This is a genomic window from Tractidigestivibacter montrealensis (assembly GCF_024741235.1).
Taxonomy (GTDB): domain Bacteria; phylum Actinomycetota; class Coriobacteriia; order Coriobacteriales; family Atopobiaceae; genus Tractidigestivibacter; species Tractidigestivibacter montrealensis.
The window spans coordinates 177772-193947 of the sequence record NZ_JANSKA010000001.1; the positions used below are offsets into that span (position 1 = coordinate 177772).

The 16176-nt window shown below is 65.3% G+C and carries 15 protein-coding genes and 1 riboswitch; of the genes, 6 read left to right on the forward strand and 9 right to left on the reverse strand.

Annotation, left to right across the window (positions count from 1 at the left end; genetic code table 11):
- Positions 1–204: 204 nt before the first annotated feature.
- Complete coding sequence (gene murB, locus NVS32_RS00720) at positions 205–1140, reverse strand: UDP-N-acetylmuramate dehydrogenase (protein WP_258498326.1); 936 nt, start codon at positions 1138–1140, stop codon at positions 205–207.
- A gap of 146 nt (positions 1141–1286) precedes the next feature.
- Here murB and NVS32_RS00725 point away from each other — a divergent pair, with 146 nt between their 5' ends.
- The 4 genes from NVS32_RS00725 to NVS32_RS00740 all read left to right on the forward strand — a co-directional run bounded on the left by NVS32_RS00725 (position 1287) and on the right by NVS32_RS00740 (position 5729).
- Complete coding sequence (locus tag NVS32_RS00725) at positions 1287–2264, forward strand: hypothetical protein (protein ID WP_258498327.1); 978 nt, start codon at positions 1287–1289, stop codon at positions 2262–2264.
- A gap of 52 nt (positions 2265–2316) precedes the next feature.
- A riboswitch (FMN riboswitch) is annotated at positions 2317–2453 on the forward strand.
- A 7-nt stretch (positions 2454–2460) separates the two neighbouring features.
- Complete coding sequence (locus NVS32_RS00730; protein ID WP_258498328.1) at positions 2461–3072, forward strand: ECF transporter S component; 612 nt, start codon at positions 2461–2463, stop codon at positions 3070–3072.
- Positions 3073–4932: an ABC transporter ATP-binding protein gene (locus NVS32_RS00735; RefSeq protein ID WP_258498329.1), complete on the forward strand. Its 1860-nt coding sequence runs from the start codon at positions 3073–3075 to the stop codon at positions 4930–4932. It abuts the gene before it with no gap.
- Positions 4933–4934: 2 nt separating this feature from the next.
- Positions 4935–5729: an energy-coupling factor transporter transmembrane component T family protein gene (locus NVS32_RS00740; protein WP_258498330.1), complete on the forward strand. Its 795-nt coding sequence runs from the start codon at positions 4935–4937 to the stop codon at positions 5727–5729.
- Positions 5730–5752: 23 nt separating this feature from the next.
- Here the strand turns inward: NVS32_RS00740 and NVS32_RS00745 are convergent, their stop codons facing one another.
- Positions 5753–6376, reverse strand: a complete 624-nt coding sequence (locus NVS32_RS00745; protein ID WP_258498331.1) for a flavodoxin family protein — start codon at positions 6374–6376, stop codon at positions 5753–5755.
- Positions 6377–6457: 81 nt separating this feature from the next.
- Between NVS32_RS00745 and yfbR the strand changes: the two genes are divergently transcribed.
- Positions 6458–7060, forward strand: a complete 603-nt coding sequence (yfbR, locus tag NVS32_RS00750; RefSeq protein WP_258498332.1) for a 5'-deoxynucleotidase — start codon at positions 6458–6460, stop codon at positions 7058–7060.
- Positions 7061–7130: 70 nt separating this feature from the next.
- Here the strand turns inward: yfbR and NVS32_RS00755 are convergent, their stop codons facing one another.
- The 5 genes from NVS32_RS00755 to NVS32_RS00775 form a co-directional block, all read right to left on the reverse strand.
- Positions 7131–8957 carry an adenine deaminase gene (locus tag NVS32_RS00755; RefSeq protein WP_258498334.1) on the reverse strand — a complete coding sequence of 609 codons (1827 nt, stop codon included), beginning with the start codon at positions 8955–8957 and terminating at the stop codon, positions 7131–7133.
- A 212-nt stretch (positions 8958–9169) separates the two neighbouring features.
- Positions 9170–9850 carry a hypothetical protein gene (locus NVS32_RS00760; RefSeq protein WP_258498335.1) on the reverse strand — a complete coding sequence of 227 codons (681 nt, stop codon included), beginning with the start codon at positions 9848–9850 and terminating at the stop codon, positions 9170–9172.
- A 51-nt stretch (positions 9851–9901) separates the two neighbouring features.
- Positions 9902–11062: a CobW family GTP-binding protein gene (locus NVS32_RS00765; protein WP_258498337.1), complete on the reverse strand. Its 1161-nt coding sequence runs from the start codon at positions 11060–11062 to the stop codon at positions 9902–9904.
- Positions 11063–11206: 144 nt separating this feature from the next.
- Entirely contained in the window at positions 11207–11953 is a 747-nt protein-coding gene (locus NVS32_RS00770) for a class I SAM-dependent methyltransferase (RefSeq protein WP_258498338.1), read from the reverse strand.
- A gap of 6 nt (positions 11954–11959) precedes the next feature.
- Positions 11960–12778 (reverse strand): ABC transporter ATP-binding protein, encoded by an 819-nt coding sequence (locus NVS32_RS00775; RefSeq protein WP_258498340.1) that lies wholly within the window; start codon positions 12776–12778, stop codon positions 11960–11962.
- A 160-nt stretch (positions 12779–12938) separates the two neighbouring features.
- On the opposite strand from NVS32_RS00775, the gene ilvA reads away from it, so the two are divergent.
- Entirely contained in the window at positions 12939–14159 is a 1221-nt protein-coding gene (gene ilvA, locus NVS32_RS00780; protein WP_258498341.1) for a threonine ammonia-lyase, read from the forward strand.
- A 192-nt stretch (positions 14160–14351) separates the two neighbouring features.
- Here the strand turns inward: ilvA and leuB are convergent, their stop codons facing one another.
- Positions 14352–15464, reverse strand: coding sequence for a 3-isopropylmalate dehydrogenase (gene leuB / locus NVS32_RS00785; RefSeq protein ID WP_258498342.1), 1113 nt, complete (start codon positions 15462–15464; stop codon positions 14352–14354).
- A gap of 2 nt (positions 15465–15466) precedes the next feature.
- On the reverse strand, positions 15467–15973 hold the full coding sequence (gene leuD, locus NVS32_RS00790; RefSeq protein ID WP_118111174.1) for a 3-isopropylmalate dehydratase small subunit: 507 nt from the start codon (positions 15971–15973) through the stop codon (positions 15467–15469).
- Positions 15974–16176 lie beyond the last annotated feature (203 nt).

Sequence of the window (16176 nt, forward strand, 5' to 3'; positions counted from 1 at the left end):
TGCGCTTAGGTTCTTGAGCAGTCATTGCAAGAAATGACGGTTGGTGGCAGTAATCGGAAAACACCTTATGTGAGACAGCCAGAGTCGCAAATCGTTGACCTGCGGTTCCGCGGAACCAGAGCCGTCCAATACTCGGGGACACCCCGAAAAACTGCCACCAACCGTAAAAACGTGCCATCAAGCGCGCACAACGCACCTGGAGCGCTATCCCAGGAAGCGAACCTCGGGCTCGAGACGCACGCCAAACTGGCGCTCGACCTCGTCCTGGACGTGCGCGATAACCGCGCGAACGTCTGCTGCCGTGGCTCCGCCCACGTTGACCACAAATCCAGCGTGCTTCTTCGAGACAGCAGCGCCACCCACCTGGTAGCCGCGCAGACCAGCATCGGTCACGAGCTTGCCAACAAAGTAGCCCTCAGGACGCTTGAACGTCGAGCCGGCACTGGGCAGCTCGAGCGGCTGCTTCTCCTCGCGCCTGCGCGTGAGCTCGTCCATGGTCTCGCGAATCTTCTCGGGGTCGCCACGGTCAAGGTTGAAGGTCGTCGAGAGAACCACCATGCCCTCGTCCGCAATCCGGCTGTGACGGTAGCCCAGGTCAAGCTCGTCAACGGGAATGGTCTCCTCGTGGCCATCCTGGTGCAGCACGTGTACGTTCTTGAGGACGTCTGCCATGCAGCCGCCGTACGCGCCCGCGTTCATGAAGCAGGCCCCGCCAATGGAACCGGGAATGCCACACGCAAACTCAAGGCCAGAAAGCCCCAGCTCGCATGCCATCTCGGAGGCCTCACGCAGGGTCACACCCGCCTGGCACCACATCTCGTCGTCATCGACGCTCACGCCAACGAGGCCGTCAGCCACGGCAACAATCACGCCGCGGTACCCCTCGTCCGCAACCAGAAGGTCCGAGCCGCGGCCCAGCACGAAGTAAGGCACTCCCTCCTGCTTGCAGGCATCGATAACGTCATGGACCTCGTCAAAGTCCTCGGGAATCACAAAGAGGTCGGCCGGACCGCCAATCTCGAACGACGTGTGCTCGCTCATCGGCTCGTTCACAAGGACGTTGTCCTCGCCAACAATCGAGCGAAGCTTCCAGGCGAGCGATTGCAAGTGGTCGTCGCCGGTAGTGCCACTTTCGGACATCTTGCTCCTCAGTTTGGGTTTTGCACGCTGCATACACGCGCTTGGCTCTTGAGTATAGCAAGGTAGACTACGATGTTGGATGTTGTGCGCGGGCCTTCACCCTGCGCTTACACTCCCGACACCACAAACACGGAAGGCCGTTCCGCATGTCATTCCAAAAGCGCTGGCTGCCCATCTTCCTGGCTGGAATCTTCGTCGTTGCCATGGTGGGTGCCTCGGTGCTCATCGGCTCGCCCGAGGTCCTCTTCCCCGAGATGACCGCCATCCTCTGCGGCGCGTGGATCCAGCCCAAGCAGGCCTGGAACGTCAACCGTCCTCGCATGCTCGCACTTATGACCACCGGTGCCGTCTTTGGCCTGGTTATGAACCTTGCCTTCCCCGACATTCCGCTGCCTGTCCGCGCGGTCATCGGCTACGCCTTCTGCGCCCTGTGCATGAACATTGCCGGTGCCGACATGACCCCCATGCTCTCGGCGGCGATCCTTCCCATGCTCCTGGGGACCGACTCCTGGATCTACCCCGTGGCCGTCTTCGTGCTGGTGGTCCTCGTCGAGCTGGGCCAGGTTGCCCTCGAGCGCGTGGGCCTGCGTGAGACAATCGACTACCATCCCTTCCGTCTCCCCGCCGAGCAGGCACTCGCCAATTGGGCCCGTCGCCTGGGGGTGTTTGCGCTTTTCGCGGTGCCCGCCTATGCCACCGGCAACCTCTTCCTCGCAGTTCCGCCGCTGCTCGTAGCCTACACCGAGCTCACCCGCCCCGACTTCACGCTGCGCCTGCGCCCCTGGCACGCCTGGGCGGTGCTTGCCATCGCAGGCGTCATAGGCACGCTGGCGAGAGACGCCGTGATCACTTTTGGCCTGCCCAGCCCGCTCGTGGCGGCATTTGCGTTCGTGGGGCTGGTGCTCGCCTGGAACGGCCTGCGCACCTGGATGCCGCCTGCGGGCGCCGTGGTGCTTCTCGCCTTCCTGGTGCCCTGGTCAAACCCGTGGCTCTACGCTGTGGAGGTCGCGCTGGGTGCCGCGGTGTGGGTGTGCGCCGCGCTCGCCCTCTTCCCGGGAATCCGTCCCACATTTTCCGACAAGGAATCCGTCTCCTACGTCCCCAAGGAGAACGCCCGGGCATAGCCACGAGGCCAAATGTCGCTTGCATGCTCCTTCTCACGTGCTATAGTTCCTCTGACAGTTTCAGGGCGGGGTGAGATTCCCCACTGGTGGTGACGCGCAGGCGCGCGAAGTCCGCGACCCGCTAAAAAGGCGGCTGACCTGGTGAGATTCCAGGACCAACGGTTACAGTCCGGATGGAAGAAACGGAGAAGTCATTATGGCACCCACTTCATCACGCAACGCAAGCCACTCCACGCATGCAGCCTCGGGCTGGGACACCCGGCGCATCGCGGTAACCGCGCTTCTCTGCGCCATGGCCGCCATCTGCACGCTGCTGCTTGAGTTTCCCATCCTGCCCGGCGTCACCTGGCTCAAGTACGACCCCTCGGGCATCGTCGCCCTCATCGCCGGCTTTGCGTTTGGCCCGGCAATCGGCGCCGTGGTCTCTGTGATCCCGTACCTGGTGCACATCGCCACAACCAGCGGCGTCTACGGCATGGTTATGGCAATCCTCGCTACGCTCGCGCTGGTCATGCCCGCGTCTCTCATCTACCGCAAGCAGCGCACCATGCGCGGCGCCATCATCGGGCTGGTCACGGGTGGCATCGTGTGCCTCGCGGCCTGCATCGTGGGCAACCTCATCGTGACGCCCTTCTACACCGGCATGCCCGTCGACGCCGTGGTCGCCCTCATCGTGCCGGCGCTGCTGCCCTTCAACCTCATCAAGATTGTCATCAACTGCGTCGTGTTTGTCCTCATCATGAGGCCCGCCTTCAAGGCAATGGGTATCGAGGTTCCCGGCGCGAACAACGCAGGAGACGCCCGCTAGATGGCGCAGCCAGCCTCAACCTCAGCCGCCAGCGCAAACGCGAGCGAGACGCCCATCGTCTCGCTCGCGCACGTGACGCTTTCCTATGGAGATTTGCGGGCACTCGACAACGTCTCTCTCGACGTGCGCCAGGGAGAGCACCTCTGTGTCCTGGGTGCCAACGGCTCCGGCAAGTCAACGCTGGCCTCGGTTATCTGTGGGCTTCTCGCCCCGGACGCTGGCGAGGTCACGCTTGTGGGCGAGAAGGTCTTCGCAAGCGGTGCCGCGGACTTTGACGCCTACCGCCGCGCACGCCGGAAGCTGGGGCTGGTCTTCCAGAACCCGGAGGACCAGATCGTGACCAGCGTGGTCGAGGAGGACGTGGCCTTTGGCCCCGAGAACCTGGGCCTTCCGCCCGAGAGGATCGAGCACCTGGTCCGCCGGGAACTGCACCGCGTTGCCATGGAGCGCTACGCAAAGGCGGACCCGATGCGACTCTCCGGCGGCCAGCGCCAGCGCGTGACCATCGCAGGCGCGCTTGCCATGGAGCCCCGCGTGCTGGTGCTCGACGAGCCCTCGTCCTCGCTCGACGTGCGCGGGCGACGCTCGGTCATGAAGGTCGTAGAGAAGCTCCGTGGCGTGGGCTGCACCGTGGTCCACGTGACGCACTTCATGGACGAGGCCCTGGGCGCTGACCGCGTGGTGGTGCTCGACCACGGCCACGTTGCCTTGGCAGGAACGCCGCAGGAGGTCTTCTCGCACGTAGAGGAGGTACGCGGCCTGGGCCTAGAGGAGCCCTTCGCCGGACAGCTCTCCTCGCAGCTGCGCGAGCGCGGGCTGGACGTCTCCTGGACCTGCGACGAGGACGCGCTTCTCGCCGAGCTGGCGAGAAGAACGCGCGGCCACCGCGCTGGGCGTGTAGCCTCTGCACCAGGCGATGCGCCTCACGCCGGCGGAGCACCCGTGGTGCGCGCAGAGGACGTGCGCTTCTCGTACGAGCAGTCCCGCCGCCGGCGCCGCGCTGACGCCGCGCCCGCAGCCCTTGACGGCGTGACGATTGACGTGCCACATGGCGCGCACGTTGCGCTGGTGGGGCAGACGGGCTCGGGCAAGTCCACGCTGCTGCGTCTCATTGCGGCACTCGAGGTACCTGACCAGGGTCGCATTGAGGTGGATGGCATCCCCACGGCAGACCGTCGCGACCGGCGTCGGCTCCATGGCCGCGTGGGCTACGTGATGCAGCGCCCGGAGCGCCAGCTCTTTGCGGAGACCGTAGCGCAGGATGTGGCCTACGGCCCCTCCAACCTGGGGCTTTCTCCCAGCGAGGTGGACCAGCGCGTGAGGTGCGCGCTCGACCTGGTGGGTCTTGCGGACAAGGACGACGCCTCGCCGTTCCAGCTCTCCGGCGGGCAGCAGCGCCTCTGCGCGCTTGCCGGCATCCTGGCCATGGAGCCGGACCTTCTCGTCCTGGACGAGCCCACCGCCGGCCTTGACCCCCGAGGCCGCCGCAAGCTGCGACGCATCCTCGATGGCCTCAACGCCGCCGGCACCACGCTTGTGGAGGTCACGCACGCCATGGAGGACGCCGCGCGGGCAGACCTCGTGGCGGTGCTCGACGGCGGGCGCGTGGTGCTCACGGACACGTCAGCCCAAGTCTTCTCGGTAGACAATGCCGAGAAGCTCCACAACATGGGGCTGGGCATCCCCCATCCGCTCGCCTTTGCGCGGGCGCTGGAAGATGCCGGCTGCCCGCCACTGGGAGACCCGCTCACCAACGAGACCCTGGCAGACGCCATCGTCCGCGCGGCCGGCGCGGCCGACAAGCCCAGCGCTCCTAGCGCGGCCGGTACGTCCGCGACCGCCGACGAAAGGGGCGAGTAGCCATGGCGCTTCGCATCTCCGTGGGCCAGTACTACGCTGCGGACTCCCCCATCCACCGGCTTGACCCCCGCACCAAGGCGGCCTGCGCCCTGGCGCTCATGGTCGCCACGTTCTTCGTTCACTCGCCGCTTGGGCTGGCAGCGCTTGCGGCGTGCGTGCTCGCGCTGCTTCTTGCGGCGCGCGTCCCGGCAGGCGAGGTCCTTTCATCGGTGCGTGGCGTGCTCTGGGTGCTTCTCTTCCTTGCGGTCTTCAACCTGCTGCTCATTCGCGATGGCAGCGTGCTTCTCGCCGCGGGACCCATCACGATAACCACGGGCGGCACGTGGTCGGCGGTGCTCTATCCGGTGCGCGTGTTTGCCGCCATCGTGGTGGGCGCACTGCTCCTGCTCACCACCACGCCCACCGAGCTGGGCGACGCCTTTGACGCCGCCTGCTCGCCGCTCACCAGGCTGGGCCTTCCCGGCCACGAGCTTGCCATGGTCTTCTCGCTCATGCTGCGCTTCATCCCCACGCTGGCAAACGACGCCTCGGCAATCATGGATGCGCAGGTCGCACGCGGTGGCGAGGTGGCACGCGGCAGCCTGGGCCGGCGCCTTCGCGCGGTTGGTTCGGTGCTTGTGGCGCTCATGGCAAGCTCGATGCACCATGCCGACGACCTCGCGCGCGCCCTCGACGCGCGCTGCTACGAGAGCGGCGGCACGCGTTCGCACTGGCATCCGCTGCACTTTGGCGCGCGCGATGTCACGGCATTTGCGGCCACGGCAGCCATGGTCTCCCTCCTCGTCGCGCTAGGATGAGACAAAGGGACAGTCCCTTTGTCTCATCGAATGAAGTTCATCCAGGAGCCACCCTCGACCTCGGGCGCAGGCACACCGGCAGCGCGGCCCGCCTCGATACTCTTGAGCAGCCACGCCATGTTGCGCCCCAGGTTGCGCATGGTCTTCAAACCCTCGATGTCCAGCGCGGCCTCGCCGGTCTTGGCACCGTAGACCATGTTCCAGTACGACGAGCCCACGGTGATCATGTTGGCGATGCCAAAGTACTTGTTCATCACGTCAAACGACGCGGTGCAGCCACCGCGGCGCGCCACGGTCACGCAGGCGCCCGGCTTGAAGGCAAACTGGCCGCTCTCGCTGTAGAAGACGCGGTCGAGGAAGGACAGCATGCGACCGGCGGGGTGCGCGTAGTAGACGGGCGTACCAAAGACAAAGCCATCCGCTAGGGCGGCCTTCTCGACAAACTCGTTCACGCCGTCATCATTAAAGATGCAATGACCCAGCTTGGAGCACTTGCCGCAGCTTATGCAGTCACGTGTGGGTGTGAGGGGCAGGTGGTAGACCTCGGTATCTATGCCCTGCTCGGAAAGCGTGTTTGCCACCTCCGCCAGCGCGATGCCGGTGTTTCCCTTGGGGCTCGCGCCCCCGTTGAGCATTAGGACCTTCATGTGCGTTCCCTCTCTCGGATGAGACAAAGGGACTGTCCCTTTGTCTCATCCGAGCGTACCATTCTGGGAGGAGGGATTGCCATGACTGAACAGTCCACGTTCTTCGCTATCGTCTCGAGGATGAAGTACATCGAGCGCTGGGCACTCATGCGCAGCGCTCGCCCGGAGAACCTCTCCGAGCACTCGCTCGAGGTTGCTGCCATCGCGCACGGCCTGGCAACCCTGGGCAACGTCCGCCACGGACGCCACCTTGACGCCGAGAAGGCCGCGCTTATCGGCCTCTTCCACGACACAACAGAGATTGTGACCGGTGACATGCCCACGCCCGTGAAGTACGCCAACCGTGGCATCCGCGACGCCTACAAGGACGTGGAGAGAAGCGCCGAGGACACGCTGCTTGACACGCTGCCGGAAGACCTGCGCCCCACCTACAAGGCGATCTTTCGCGGCGACCCCGCGGACGAGGACGACGTCTACCTGCGCCGCCTGGTGAAGGCGGCCGACAAGATTTCCGCCCTCATCAAGTGCGTCGACGAGGCGCAGTCCGGAAACGTCGAGTTCAAGACCGCCGAGGAGGGTATCCGCGCCAAGGTAGACGAGATGGCCGCGCAAATGCCCGAGGTCGCGGATTTTGTGGCGGAGTTTCTCCCCAGCTACGGCAAGACGCTCGACCAGCTGCTCTAGGCGCGCAACGCAACGGTAGCGGCTATGGCCGCGCGGACCGGGACATCCCGGCGCGCGCGGCCTTCTCGCCCTACTCCACAACCACTGGCACAAACTGGTACGTGTGGCAGTCCACGTAGCCTCGATTGGTGAGCCGCAGGTCAGGGATGCAGGCAAGCGAGAGAAGCGCCATGGTCATAAACGGCGAGGGCATGGTGCAGCCCATCTTTGCCCAGGCCGCCTCGGCGCCACGGACCTCGGCGGCGACCTCCTCCACGCTCTTGGGGCTCATGAGGCCCAGGATCGGCAGCTTCACCTGGCCGAGCACCTTGCCGTCCTCAACGGCTACCTCGCCGCCACCGCAGTCCACAAGGAGACTTGCCGCCAGGGCCATGTCCTCATCGTTGTCGCCAATGACCAGCAGGTTGTGGGCATCGTGGGCCACGGTCTGCGCAAGCGCACCATGGATGCCAAAGCCCTTGGCAAAGCCGTAGGCAAACGAGCCCGTGTTGTGGTGGCGCTCGAAGACAAAGGCCTTAAGGATGTCGTCTGCGGGCGATCCCTCCAGGCAGCCGTCGACCACGGGCACCTCGAGGTGCTCCTCCTTGGTGATGGTGGAGCCGGCGCTCGAGGTCATCACGCGCACCAGCGCGCGGTCACCCGCGATGGGCGAGCCGTCCGCATGAACGGCGGGAATGCGGAAGATCTCGGGCTTGATGTCCGCCCCCACGTGCATAGAGTTGAACATGAAGTTGGGCCAGGGATAGGACTCTGGCGAGAAGAGCGCCGCGCCGTCTTGGGCAACAAGCTCACCGTCGATGAAGGTGTGCGTCACGCGGAAGTCCTTGAGATCCTCGAGAATCACGAGGTCAGCGCACTTGCCCGGCGTGACGGAGCCCAGGTCGCGCGACATGCCAAAGCAGTCTGCCACGTTGATCGTGACCATCTGGATGGCCGAGACGGGATCGATGCCATAGCCCACAGCCTTGCGCAGGATGCGATCGATGTGGCCCTCGGAGACCAGGGTCTCGGGGTGGTTGTCATCAGAGACGAGGTTCACGTGGCGCGTATCGATGTTGTTCTCGGTGATAACGTGCGCCAGCTCCTCGAGGTTCTGCCAGGCGGAGCCCTCGCGCAGCTGCGCATACTGGCCCAGGCGGAGCTTGGCGAGCGCCTCTTCGCGCGTGATGGACTCGTGGCAGCAGGAGATACCGGAGGCGATGTAGGCGTTGAGCTGGCGGTCCGTGTCCGGCACGGTGAAGTGGCCGGTCAGGGTCTTGTCGGCCTTGAGGGTCTCGTCCATCTCGGAGAGCGGACCCTCGTCGCAGGAAAGGACGCCTGGGTCGTTCATCATCTCGCCAAGACCCACCACGGCGTCCCAGCCCATGGTCTCGCGAATGTCCTTGGCATCAATCTTGGAACCGGTGTCCTCGAAGCCCGGCACCGCGGGCACGCACGAGCCCGGCGTGACCATGCACTTGAGCGGCACGCGCTCGGAGTCGCGGATGAGCTCCTTCAACGCGGGCAGGCCAGCGACGTTCATGGCCTCGTGCGGGTCCCAGTAGATGCCGGTTGTGCCGTGCGGCACCACGGCGCGGGCGTACTCGGAGGGGCCCACCATGGCAGACTCAACATGGATGTGGCCATCCATGAAGCCCGGCGCCACGTAGCGGCCAGCGGCATCGATAACGGTGGTCTTCTCGCCAATGCAGTGCTCGGCCGTGTGGCCACCAATGCCCAGGTACGCAACGCGCCCTGCGGCAACGGCGATGTCTGCGTCCTCAAGGACCTCGTGCGTGGTGACGCTTACCAGCCGGGCGTGACGAATGACGAGGTCAGCGGGCTCCTGTCCCTGCGCCACGCGGATGAGCGTACGGTTGCATTCCCACAGTGGACTCTTGCAGAAGCGATTGAGCATGACAGCCCCTCTCGACGCCCGACTTTTAAATTGTCAAAACGTTACCAGCCCTGTGTTGCGGTGCAGCAACAATTCTGCGAGCGGTACGCAAAGGTTTGCTCGGTGTGCAGGCTGTTCGCGCGCAAGGTCGCAGACCGAACGCCGGAATCGCTAACCAATCGAAATCTGCAAAATCTTGCCGGACCGCAGGCAATCACGGACTCGTCCAGGGCCTAGCGAGAGGAGAGAAGCCCCTTGACCTGGGAGGGGAGCTGGGACGCCACCTCCCGCGCGACGCCACCCACGTTCTGCACGACCTCCTGCGCGGTGATGGCAGTGTCTCCCAGGGCGTCCGCAATCCCACCGAGGTCGATGCCCGTATCGGTGCCGGAACTGGTGCCTTCGGTGCTGCCGGAGCCGTTAGTTCCCGTGGTCGTGGGCGTAGTAGTGCCCGTCGTGGTGCCCATCGTCGTGGTGCTTGACGTAGCGCCGCTGGAGGCGCCGGCGGCAACGCTCGAAACGGCATCGCTCACGCAGCTTGACACCACCGCAAAGACGAAGAGAGCCACCAGCGCCCCCACCAGCACAAGCGTGATTCGCTTGAGGTTGGGGCCGCGGTGAGCACCGCGCCCATCGCCGCCGGCGGCGCCACCGTAGCCATAGCCGTAGTAGCTCGTCTGCGAGGGCGAGGGAACGGCGTTGCGCACGGGCTCCGGGGCACGCCGGGGAGCCGCAGTCGTGCGGGAGGCCACGGGCGGCGCGTACACCGTGGCGTCGGGGTTCTCGCCGGGACGGGCGTACACCGTGGCGTCGGGGTCACCCGCGACCCTTGCGCCACCACCCATCAGTTGCGTCGCATCGTTCTCGACCCCGGAACCACCGCCTATCAGGCGTGTCTCGTCACTCTCGTCCATGCTGCCCTCCCCTCTTAGAATCCAGCTCAGCTCCAAGCCCAAACGGCTGCCCTACTCCAGGCCGTCGACGGCAGGCGCCTCGCCCTCCCACGTGGTGAGACAGGCGTCAAGGCCGCGCTCGACAGCCTCGCGATCCATGTGACGGCCAATAACGCAGAGTCGAACCATGCGGTCGCCCACCTTGGAATCCCAGTCGCGGCGCAGCTCGGGGACCTCCTCCATGTTGCGCTTGAGCTCGTCTTCAGGCATGAGCGCCGCCCACTGGCCGTTCTCGGTGAGCGTGAACTGCTGGCCGGCCTGCTCAAACACGTAGCACATGTCGGGGTCGTTGTTGACCCACATGAGGCCCTTGACGCGGATCACGGACTCGGGCCAGTTGTTCACGAACTCGGAGAGCGCGTGGTAGTCGAAGGGCTGGCGACGCTGGTAGACAAAGGTGGAGACGTCGTACTCCAGGACCTCGGGGTTCTCGTGCTCTTCGGGGTGCTCCATGGCATCCACCCACGCAGCCGAGCCGTACGCCTCGTCAAAGCTAAAGCGCCCGGTGTTGAGCAGCTCGTCCATGGGGACGTTGCCGTTCACGGCCTCCACGATGCGCGCGTGGGGCTGCAGGCCGCGCACGATGGCCTTGAGCTCGGCCACCTGCTCGGGCGTCACGCGGTCGCACTTGTTGAGCACGAGCGTGGTGCAGAACTCGATCTGCTGGATGAGAAGGCTCTCGACGTCGTCCTCCTCTATGTCGTCGGAGAGAAGGGCGTGGCCACCGTTGAACTCGTCGTACATGCGGGCGCAGTCGACCACGGCCACGATGTTGTCCAGGTCGAGCGGAGCAGTGCCACCCTTGGTCTGGTCGCAGATGGACGAGATGGTGTAGGCAATTGGAATGGGCTCGCAGATGCCCGAGGCCTCGATGATGATGTAGTCGAAGTCGCCGGTCTCGGCGATGGACGTGAGCTGCTGCGCCAGGTCGGAGGCAAGCGTGCAGCAGATGCAGCCGTTGCTCATGGGGATGAGGCTGTCCGTGGCAGAGAGGCCGCCGTTCTTGATGAGGCTTGCGTCGACGTTTATCTCGCCGATGTCGTTCACGATGACGGCGGCGCGGATTCCCTCGTCGTTAGCAAGGATGTGGTTGAGGAGTGTGGTCTTACCCGCTCCCAGGTAACCGGTGAGCATGACAATCTTGACCGGAGTCGTGGTGTCCTTCGTGGGCATGCGTGCCCCCCTCTGCCGGCGCGCGAGACGCTGGCTACGAGTCTGGTTAACTGGAAGAGTCTAGGGCATACGTGTGGTGAGATTGAGGGGCCGAGAGGCTCGCAGCGTGCGGCGACCGGGCGTCTCTCGGCACGCCGCCTACGCTCACAGCGCGTAGCAGTCGTAGCGTATGGCCTTGCCGGCCACGGTGTAGCTGGGCTTCTCGCCAGCAAGCCATGGCCCCTTGGCCGGACGCTTCACCACAATACGGCGAGGGCCCGCAGTCCTAGCGGCGTCCATGAGGCCGCGCTCGTCGTCGCACGGCCGCTCCAGGCGCTGGATGAGCTGCAGCTTCTTCTTGACAGCCGCGCTCTTGCGGCGCTCGGGAAACATTGGGTCGAGAAGGACCACGTCAGGCGAGAAGCCCAGCGCGGGAAGCGCCAGCACGGAGTCCTCTCCGCGAAGCTCCATGCGTGAGACCGCCTCCGCCAGCGCCGGGTCCGACGCCGCGCGCGCCAGCGCGTCGGCAAGCAGCGCGCAGATCACGGGGTCGCGCTCGAAGAGCGTCACCGAAAAGCCCGCCGCAGCCAGGAGCAGCGAGTCCTCCCCCATCCCGGCCGTCGCGTCCACGGCCGTGAGCGGACCGGCCGCTCCACGGATGCGCGCCGCGCGCACGACCAGCTCGCGATTGAGGTTGCCCGCGCGAAGGCGCGGCACCATGCGTGAGAGGTCCGCGGCAAGCGACATGCCGTCGCCCTCGAGCGAGAGGCCCTTCTCGCCCACAAGAAGGCACAGCCCACCTGCTGCCTGCGCAGTGCCCACAGGCGCCACGGGCACGCCGAGACGCGCCGCAAGCTTCTGCGCCCGAACGGCGTCCCCGCCCGCACCAACTTCTACAACCAGGCCCTCCACCAGCGCCTACGCCCCGTACTGCCCGCGCATCGAATACCAGCCGTCGTGCTCGTCCACCACAAGGGGCACGTCGAAGAGGTTGGAGAGGACCTCATCGCACAGGATCTGCTCCTTGGGGCCGTCAGCGAAGATGGCTGCATTCTTGATGAGCATCACGCGCCCGATGGCCGGGATGATGTCCTCGGGGTAGTGCGTGACCAGGATGATCGAGCGGCCCTCTGCGGCAAGCGTGCTCATGGTCTCGCGCACGTGGTACATGCCCTCGGGGTCAAGGCCGGTGCACGGCTCGTCAAAGACAAGCACCTGCGGGTCGCGGATAAGCTCACGTGCCACCAGGACGCGCCTGGCCTGGCCGGTCGAGAGGGTCATCACGTCGCGCTCCGCCACCTCGGGGATACCCAGGCGGTCAAGCGCGTCGAGCGCCAGCTGACGATCGCGCTCGGTGACCTCCACCTGCTTGGGCAGCCCCAGCGTGCCAAAGAGCCCACCTACCACGATGTCGACGGACGGCAGGTGCACGCGAATCTGCTCGTGCATGGTGGAGCTCACCACGCCCAGCGCGCGGCGCACGTCGGTGAGCTGCGGGCGCGGGTTGCCGCGAAAGCGCACGGGCGGCTCATCTCGGTAGAGCGGGAAGACCTCCCTGGTGAGGAGCTGTATGAAGGTAGACTTGCCCGCACCGTTGGGGCCGAGAAGCGCCACGTGCTCGCCCTCGTGCAGCGTGAAGTCGTCCACGTGGAGGATGGTCTTGCTCGCCCTCACCACGCTTGCGTCGTGGATGGCAAAGAGCGGCGTCTTCTCGCCGGCGTTGTTCTCGCCCTGCATGCGGTCTCCCGGTCCTAGACTTCATTGAGGTAACTTCTCACAAACGCACCACCAACTGGCGGGTCGTGAAGACCTACTATAGGCAATGCGCGCGCGTTCGCGGCAGGTTGGCGACGCGCCGTAACACACCCACACGTCATTTGCGCAGATAGGGGTCCACATGCCAGAGACGCTCACGCTTGAGGCCTTCGAGGAGGCATCCGAGAAGGTCAAAGAGGTCACGCTCGAGACAAAGCTTGTGGAGAGCCCGTACCTCTCGGCGGCGACCGGCAACCGCATGTGGCTCAAGCCCGAGAACATGCAGCGCACCGGCGCCTACAAGCTGCGCGGCGCGTACTACAAGATCTCGAAGCTCTCCCAGGAGGAGCTTGACCGCGGCGTGATCACCGCAAGCGCCGGCAACCACGCGCAGGGCGTGGCATATGCCGCCACCCACGCAGGTGCGCGCTCCATCGTGGTCATGCCCACCACCACGCCGCTCATCAAGGTCGAGCGCACCAAGGGCTACGGCGCCGAGGTCATCCTCTACGGGGACGTCTTTGACGATGCCAAGCAGCGTGCCGTTGAGCTGGCCGAGGAACAGGGCCTCACCTACATCCCGCCGTTCAACGACACCACGGTAGCAACCGGCCAGGGCACCATCGCCATGGAGATCATCCAGGAGCTGCCGCTGGTCGACACCATCCTCGTGCCCGTGGGCGGCGGCGGCCTGGCCTGCGGCGTCTCGACTTTCGCCAAGCTCTACAACCCCAAGATCCGCGTCATAGGCGTGGAGCCCACCGGCGCAGCTAGCCTCACGGCGGCGCTCGAGGCGGGCCACGTGGTGAAGCTCCCCAGCGCCAACACCATCGCCGACGGCACGGCCGTGCTTGAGGTGGGCGACAAGGTCTTCCCCTACCTGCAGCAGAACCTCGACGACGTCATCTGCGTGGACGACGATGAGCTGGTTGTCTCGTTCCTCGACATGGTCGAAAACCACAAGATGATCGTCGAGAACTCCGGCCTGCTCACGGTTGCCGCCGCCAAGCACCTGCCCGCCGAAGGCAAGCGCGTGGCGTGCATTCTCTCCGGCGGCAACATGGACGTGATTACCATGTCGAGCGTGGTGCAGCACGGCCTCATCCAGCGCGGCCGCATCTTCACCGTGAGCGTGCTGCTCCCCGACCGCCCGGGCATGCTGGTGCGCGTCGCCAGCGTGATCGCCGAGCAGAACGGCAACGTGATCAAGCTCGAGCACAACCAGTTTGTCTCGACCAACAGGAACGCGGCGGTCGAGCTGCGCGTGACCATCGAGGCGTACGGCGAGGAGCACAAGGCGCAGATCGTGGACGCCATCCACAAGGCAGGCTTCGACCCCACGCTGGTGCAGACGTCGCTGTAGGAGCGCAGGAGCGCTACCCCCTCCGGCACCTCGTGTCGCCGGAGGGGGTATTTTGTTGCAGATTCACGCAAAAATGTGCCCCCCGGCGACAGTTTGCCTCCGGAGGGCTTGTTCTGTTGCAATTGTCGCCAAAACGGGCCTTCTGGCGACACGGGCGCCGAGAAGCGCACGGCCGACGAAGGCGCACGCCCCCTACAGGTACTCCACGACCTTGTCGCCCATCGCGGCGCAGCCCAGCACGTGGTCTGCCGGCGTGGCGTCATCGGCGATGTCGCGGGTGCGCCAGCCGTCGTCGAGGACGCGCTCCACGGCAGACTCGACCCAGCCAGCCTCCTCGGTCATGTCGAAGGCGTAGGTGAGCATCATGCCCGCCGAGAGGATCTGCGCCAGCGGGTTGGCGATACCCTTGCCGGCGATGTCCGGCGCGGAGCCAGCGGAGGGCTCAAAGAGCGAGACGCCGTCGCCCAGACTCGCGCTCGCGAGCATGCCAAGCGAGCCCGTGATCTGCGCGGCCTCGTCGGAGAGGATGTCGCCAAACATGTTCTCTGTCACGATGACGTCAAAGTCCGCTGGCCTGTTTATGAGCTGCATGGCGGTGTTGTCAACGAGCAGGTCCTCAAGCTCGACCTCGGGGAACTCCTCGTCATGGACGCGATGCACAACCTCGCGCCACATGCGGGAGGTCTCCAGCACGTTGCGCTTGTCGACGCTCGTGACCTTGTTGCGGCGCTTGCGGGCAGCCTCAAACGCCTTGCGCGCAATGCGCTCGACCTCGTACTCGCGGTACTCCATGGTGTCATAGGCGCGCTGCCCGCGGCCGCCGTTGGCACCCGCGCCAGGCTCATCGTAGAAGCGCTCGCGGCGCCCAAAGTACAGACCGCCGATGAGTTCGCGGACAATCACCAGGTCAACGCCCTTGATGACCTCCGGGCGCAGCGTCGAGGCGCCCGCCAGGGCGTCGTAGATCTTCACGGGGCGCAGGTTGGTGTAGAGGCCCAGGCCCTTGCGAATGCCGAGAAGCCCCTGCTCCGGACGAGGGGCGTTTGGGTCGGTAGAGTCCCACTTGGGCCCGCCCACAGAGGCGAGAAGGACGGCGTCCGAGGCCTTGGCAGCGTTGAGCGTCTCGTCGGGCAGGGGACTTCCGCAGGCATCGATGGCAGCGCCGCCAATGAGGTGGTCCTCGCAGACAAAGTCGACATTGGCCTTCTCGCCCACTGCTGCCAGGACCTTCTTGCCCTCGGCCATGATCTCGGGGCCAATGCCGTCGCCCGGCAGTGTGCACACGCGATAGGTTGCCTTAGCCATTGCTATTCGCCCTTCTTCTCGGCCAGCACGCGCTTGGTGCGCGCGACAAGCCCGCCCTCGTTGATGATGTCCTGGATGAACGGCGGGAACGGCTGCGCGTGGAAGACGGCGCCCGTGGTCTCGTCCGTGATGGTGCCGGTATCGGCGTCAACGCTCACAACGTCGCCGTCAGAGATGGCGTCCGCGGCCTCGGGGCACTCCAGAATGGGGAGACCCATGTTGATCGAGTTGCGGTAGAAGATGCGCGCAAAGCTCTTGGCAATGACGCACGAGACGCCCGCAGCCTTGATTGCCACGGGTGCATGCTCGCGAGACGATCCGCAGCCAAAGTTCTCGTCGGCCACGATGATGTCGCCTGGCTTCACGCGAGAGACGAAGGTCTTGTCGAGGTCCTCAAGGCAGTGCTTGGCAAGCTCGGCGGGATCTGACGTGTTGAGGTAGCGAGCAGGAATAATGACGTCGGTGTCTATGTCTCTGCCGTAGCGAAAGACGGTTCCTCGGAACTGCATGGGTTTCCTTTCTACTCGGGAGCGGCGGCCACCCTTGCCTCCCGCTTCGGACAGTCCTCGCCGCAAAAGGCGCGGCTGCGGAACTCGCGGAGCGGCAAGGGTGACCGCTGCCCCGGAGTTGAAACAAAAACGCAGGCGAGAGGAACCGCCTTTCGCGTCAGAACCCTGACGGAACCTCCACCCCGGTAAAACAAAAGAAGCAA

Coding starts and splice junctions, on each gene's coding strand:
- yfbR (WP_258498332.1), top strand. CDS start 6,458: ATGACTGAACAGTCCACGTTCTTCGCTATCGTCTCGAGGATGAAGTAC.
- murB (WP_258498326.1), bottom strand. CDS start 1,140: ATGTCCGAAAGTGGCACTACCGGCGACGACCACTTGCAATCGCTCGCC.
- NVS32_RS00775 (WP_258498340.1), bottom strand. CDS start 12,778: ATGCAGGGCGAGAACAACGCCGGCGAGAAGACGCCGCTCTTTGCCATC.
- leuD (WP_118111174.1), bottom strand. CDS start 15,973: ATGCAGTTCCGAGGAACCGTCTTTCGCTACGGCAGAGACATAGACACC.
- NVS32_RS00745 (WP_258498331.1), bottom strand. CDS start 6,376: ATGAAGGTCCTAATGCTCAACGGGGGCGCGAGCCCCAAGGGAAACACC.
- NVS32_RS00725 (WP_258498327.1), top strand. CDS start 1,287: ATGTCATTCCAAAAGCGCTGGCTGCCCATCTTCCTGGCTGGAATCTTC.
- NVS32_RS00760 (WP_258498335.1), bottom strand. CDS start 9,850: ATGGACGAGAGTGACGAGACACGCCTGATAGGCGGTGGTTCCGGGGTC.
- ilvA (WP_258498341.1), top strand. CDS start 12,939: ATGCCAGAGACGCTCACGCTTGAGGCCTTCGAGGAGGCATCCGAGAAG.
- NVS32_RS00735 (WP_258498329.1), top strand. CDS start 3,073: ATGGCGCAGCCAGCCTCAACCTCAGCCGCCAGCGCAAACGCGAGCGAG.
- leuB (WP_258498342.1), bottom strand. CDS start 15,464: ATGGCTAAGGCAACCTATCGCGTGTGCACACTGCCGGGCGACGGCATT.
- NVS32_RS00765 (WP_258498337.1), bottom strand. CDS start 11,062: ATGCCCACGAAGGACACCACGACTCCGGTCAAGATTGTCATGCTCACC.
- NVS32_RS00740 (WP_258498330.1), top strand. CDS start 4,935: ATGGCGCTTCGCATCTCCGTGGGCCAGTACTACGCTGCGGACTCCCCC.
- NVS32_RS00755 (WP_258498334.1), bottom strand. CDS start 8,957: ATGCTCAATCGCTTCTGCAAGAGTCCACTGTGGGAATGCAACCGTACG.
- NVS32_RS00730 (WP_258498328.1), top strand. CDS start 2,461: ATGGCACCCACTTCATCACGCAACGCAAGCCACTCCACGCATGCAGCC.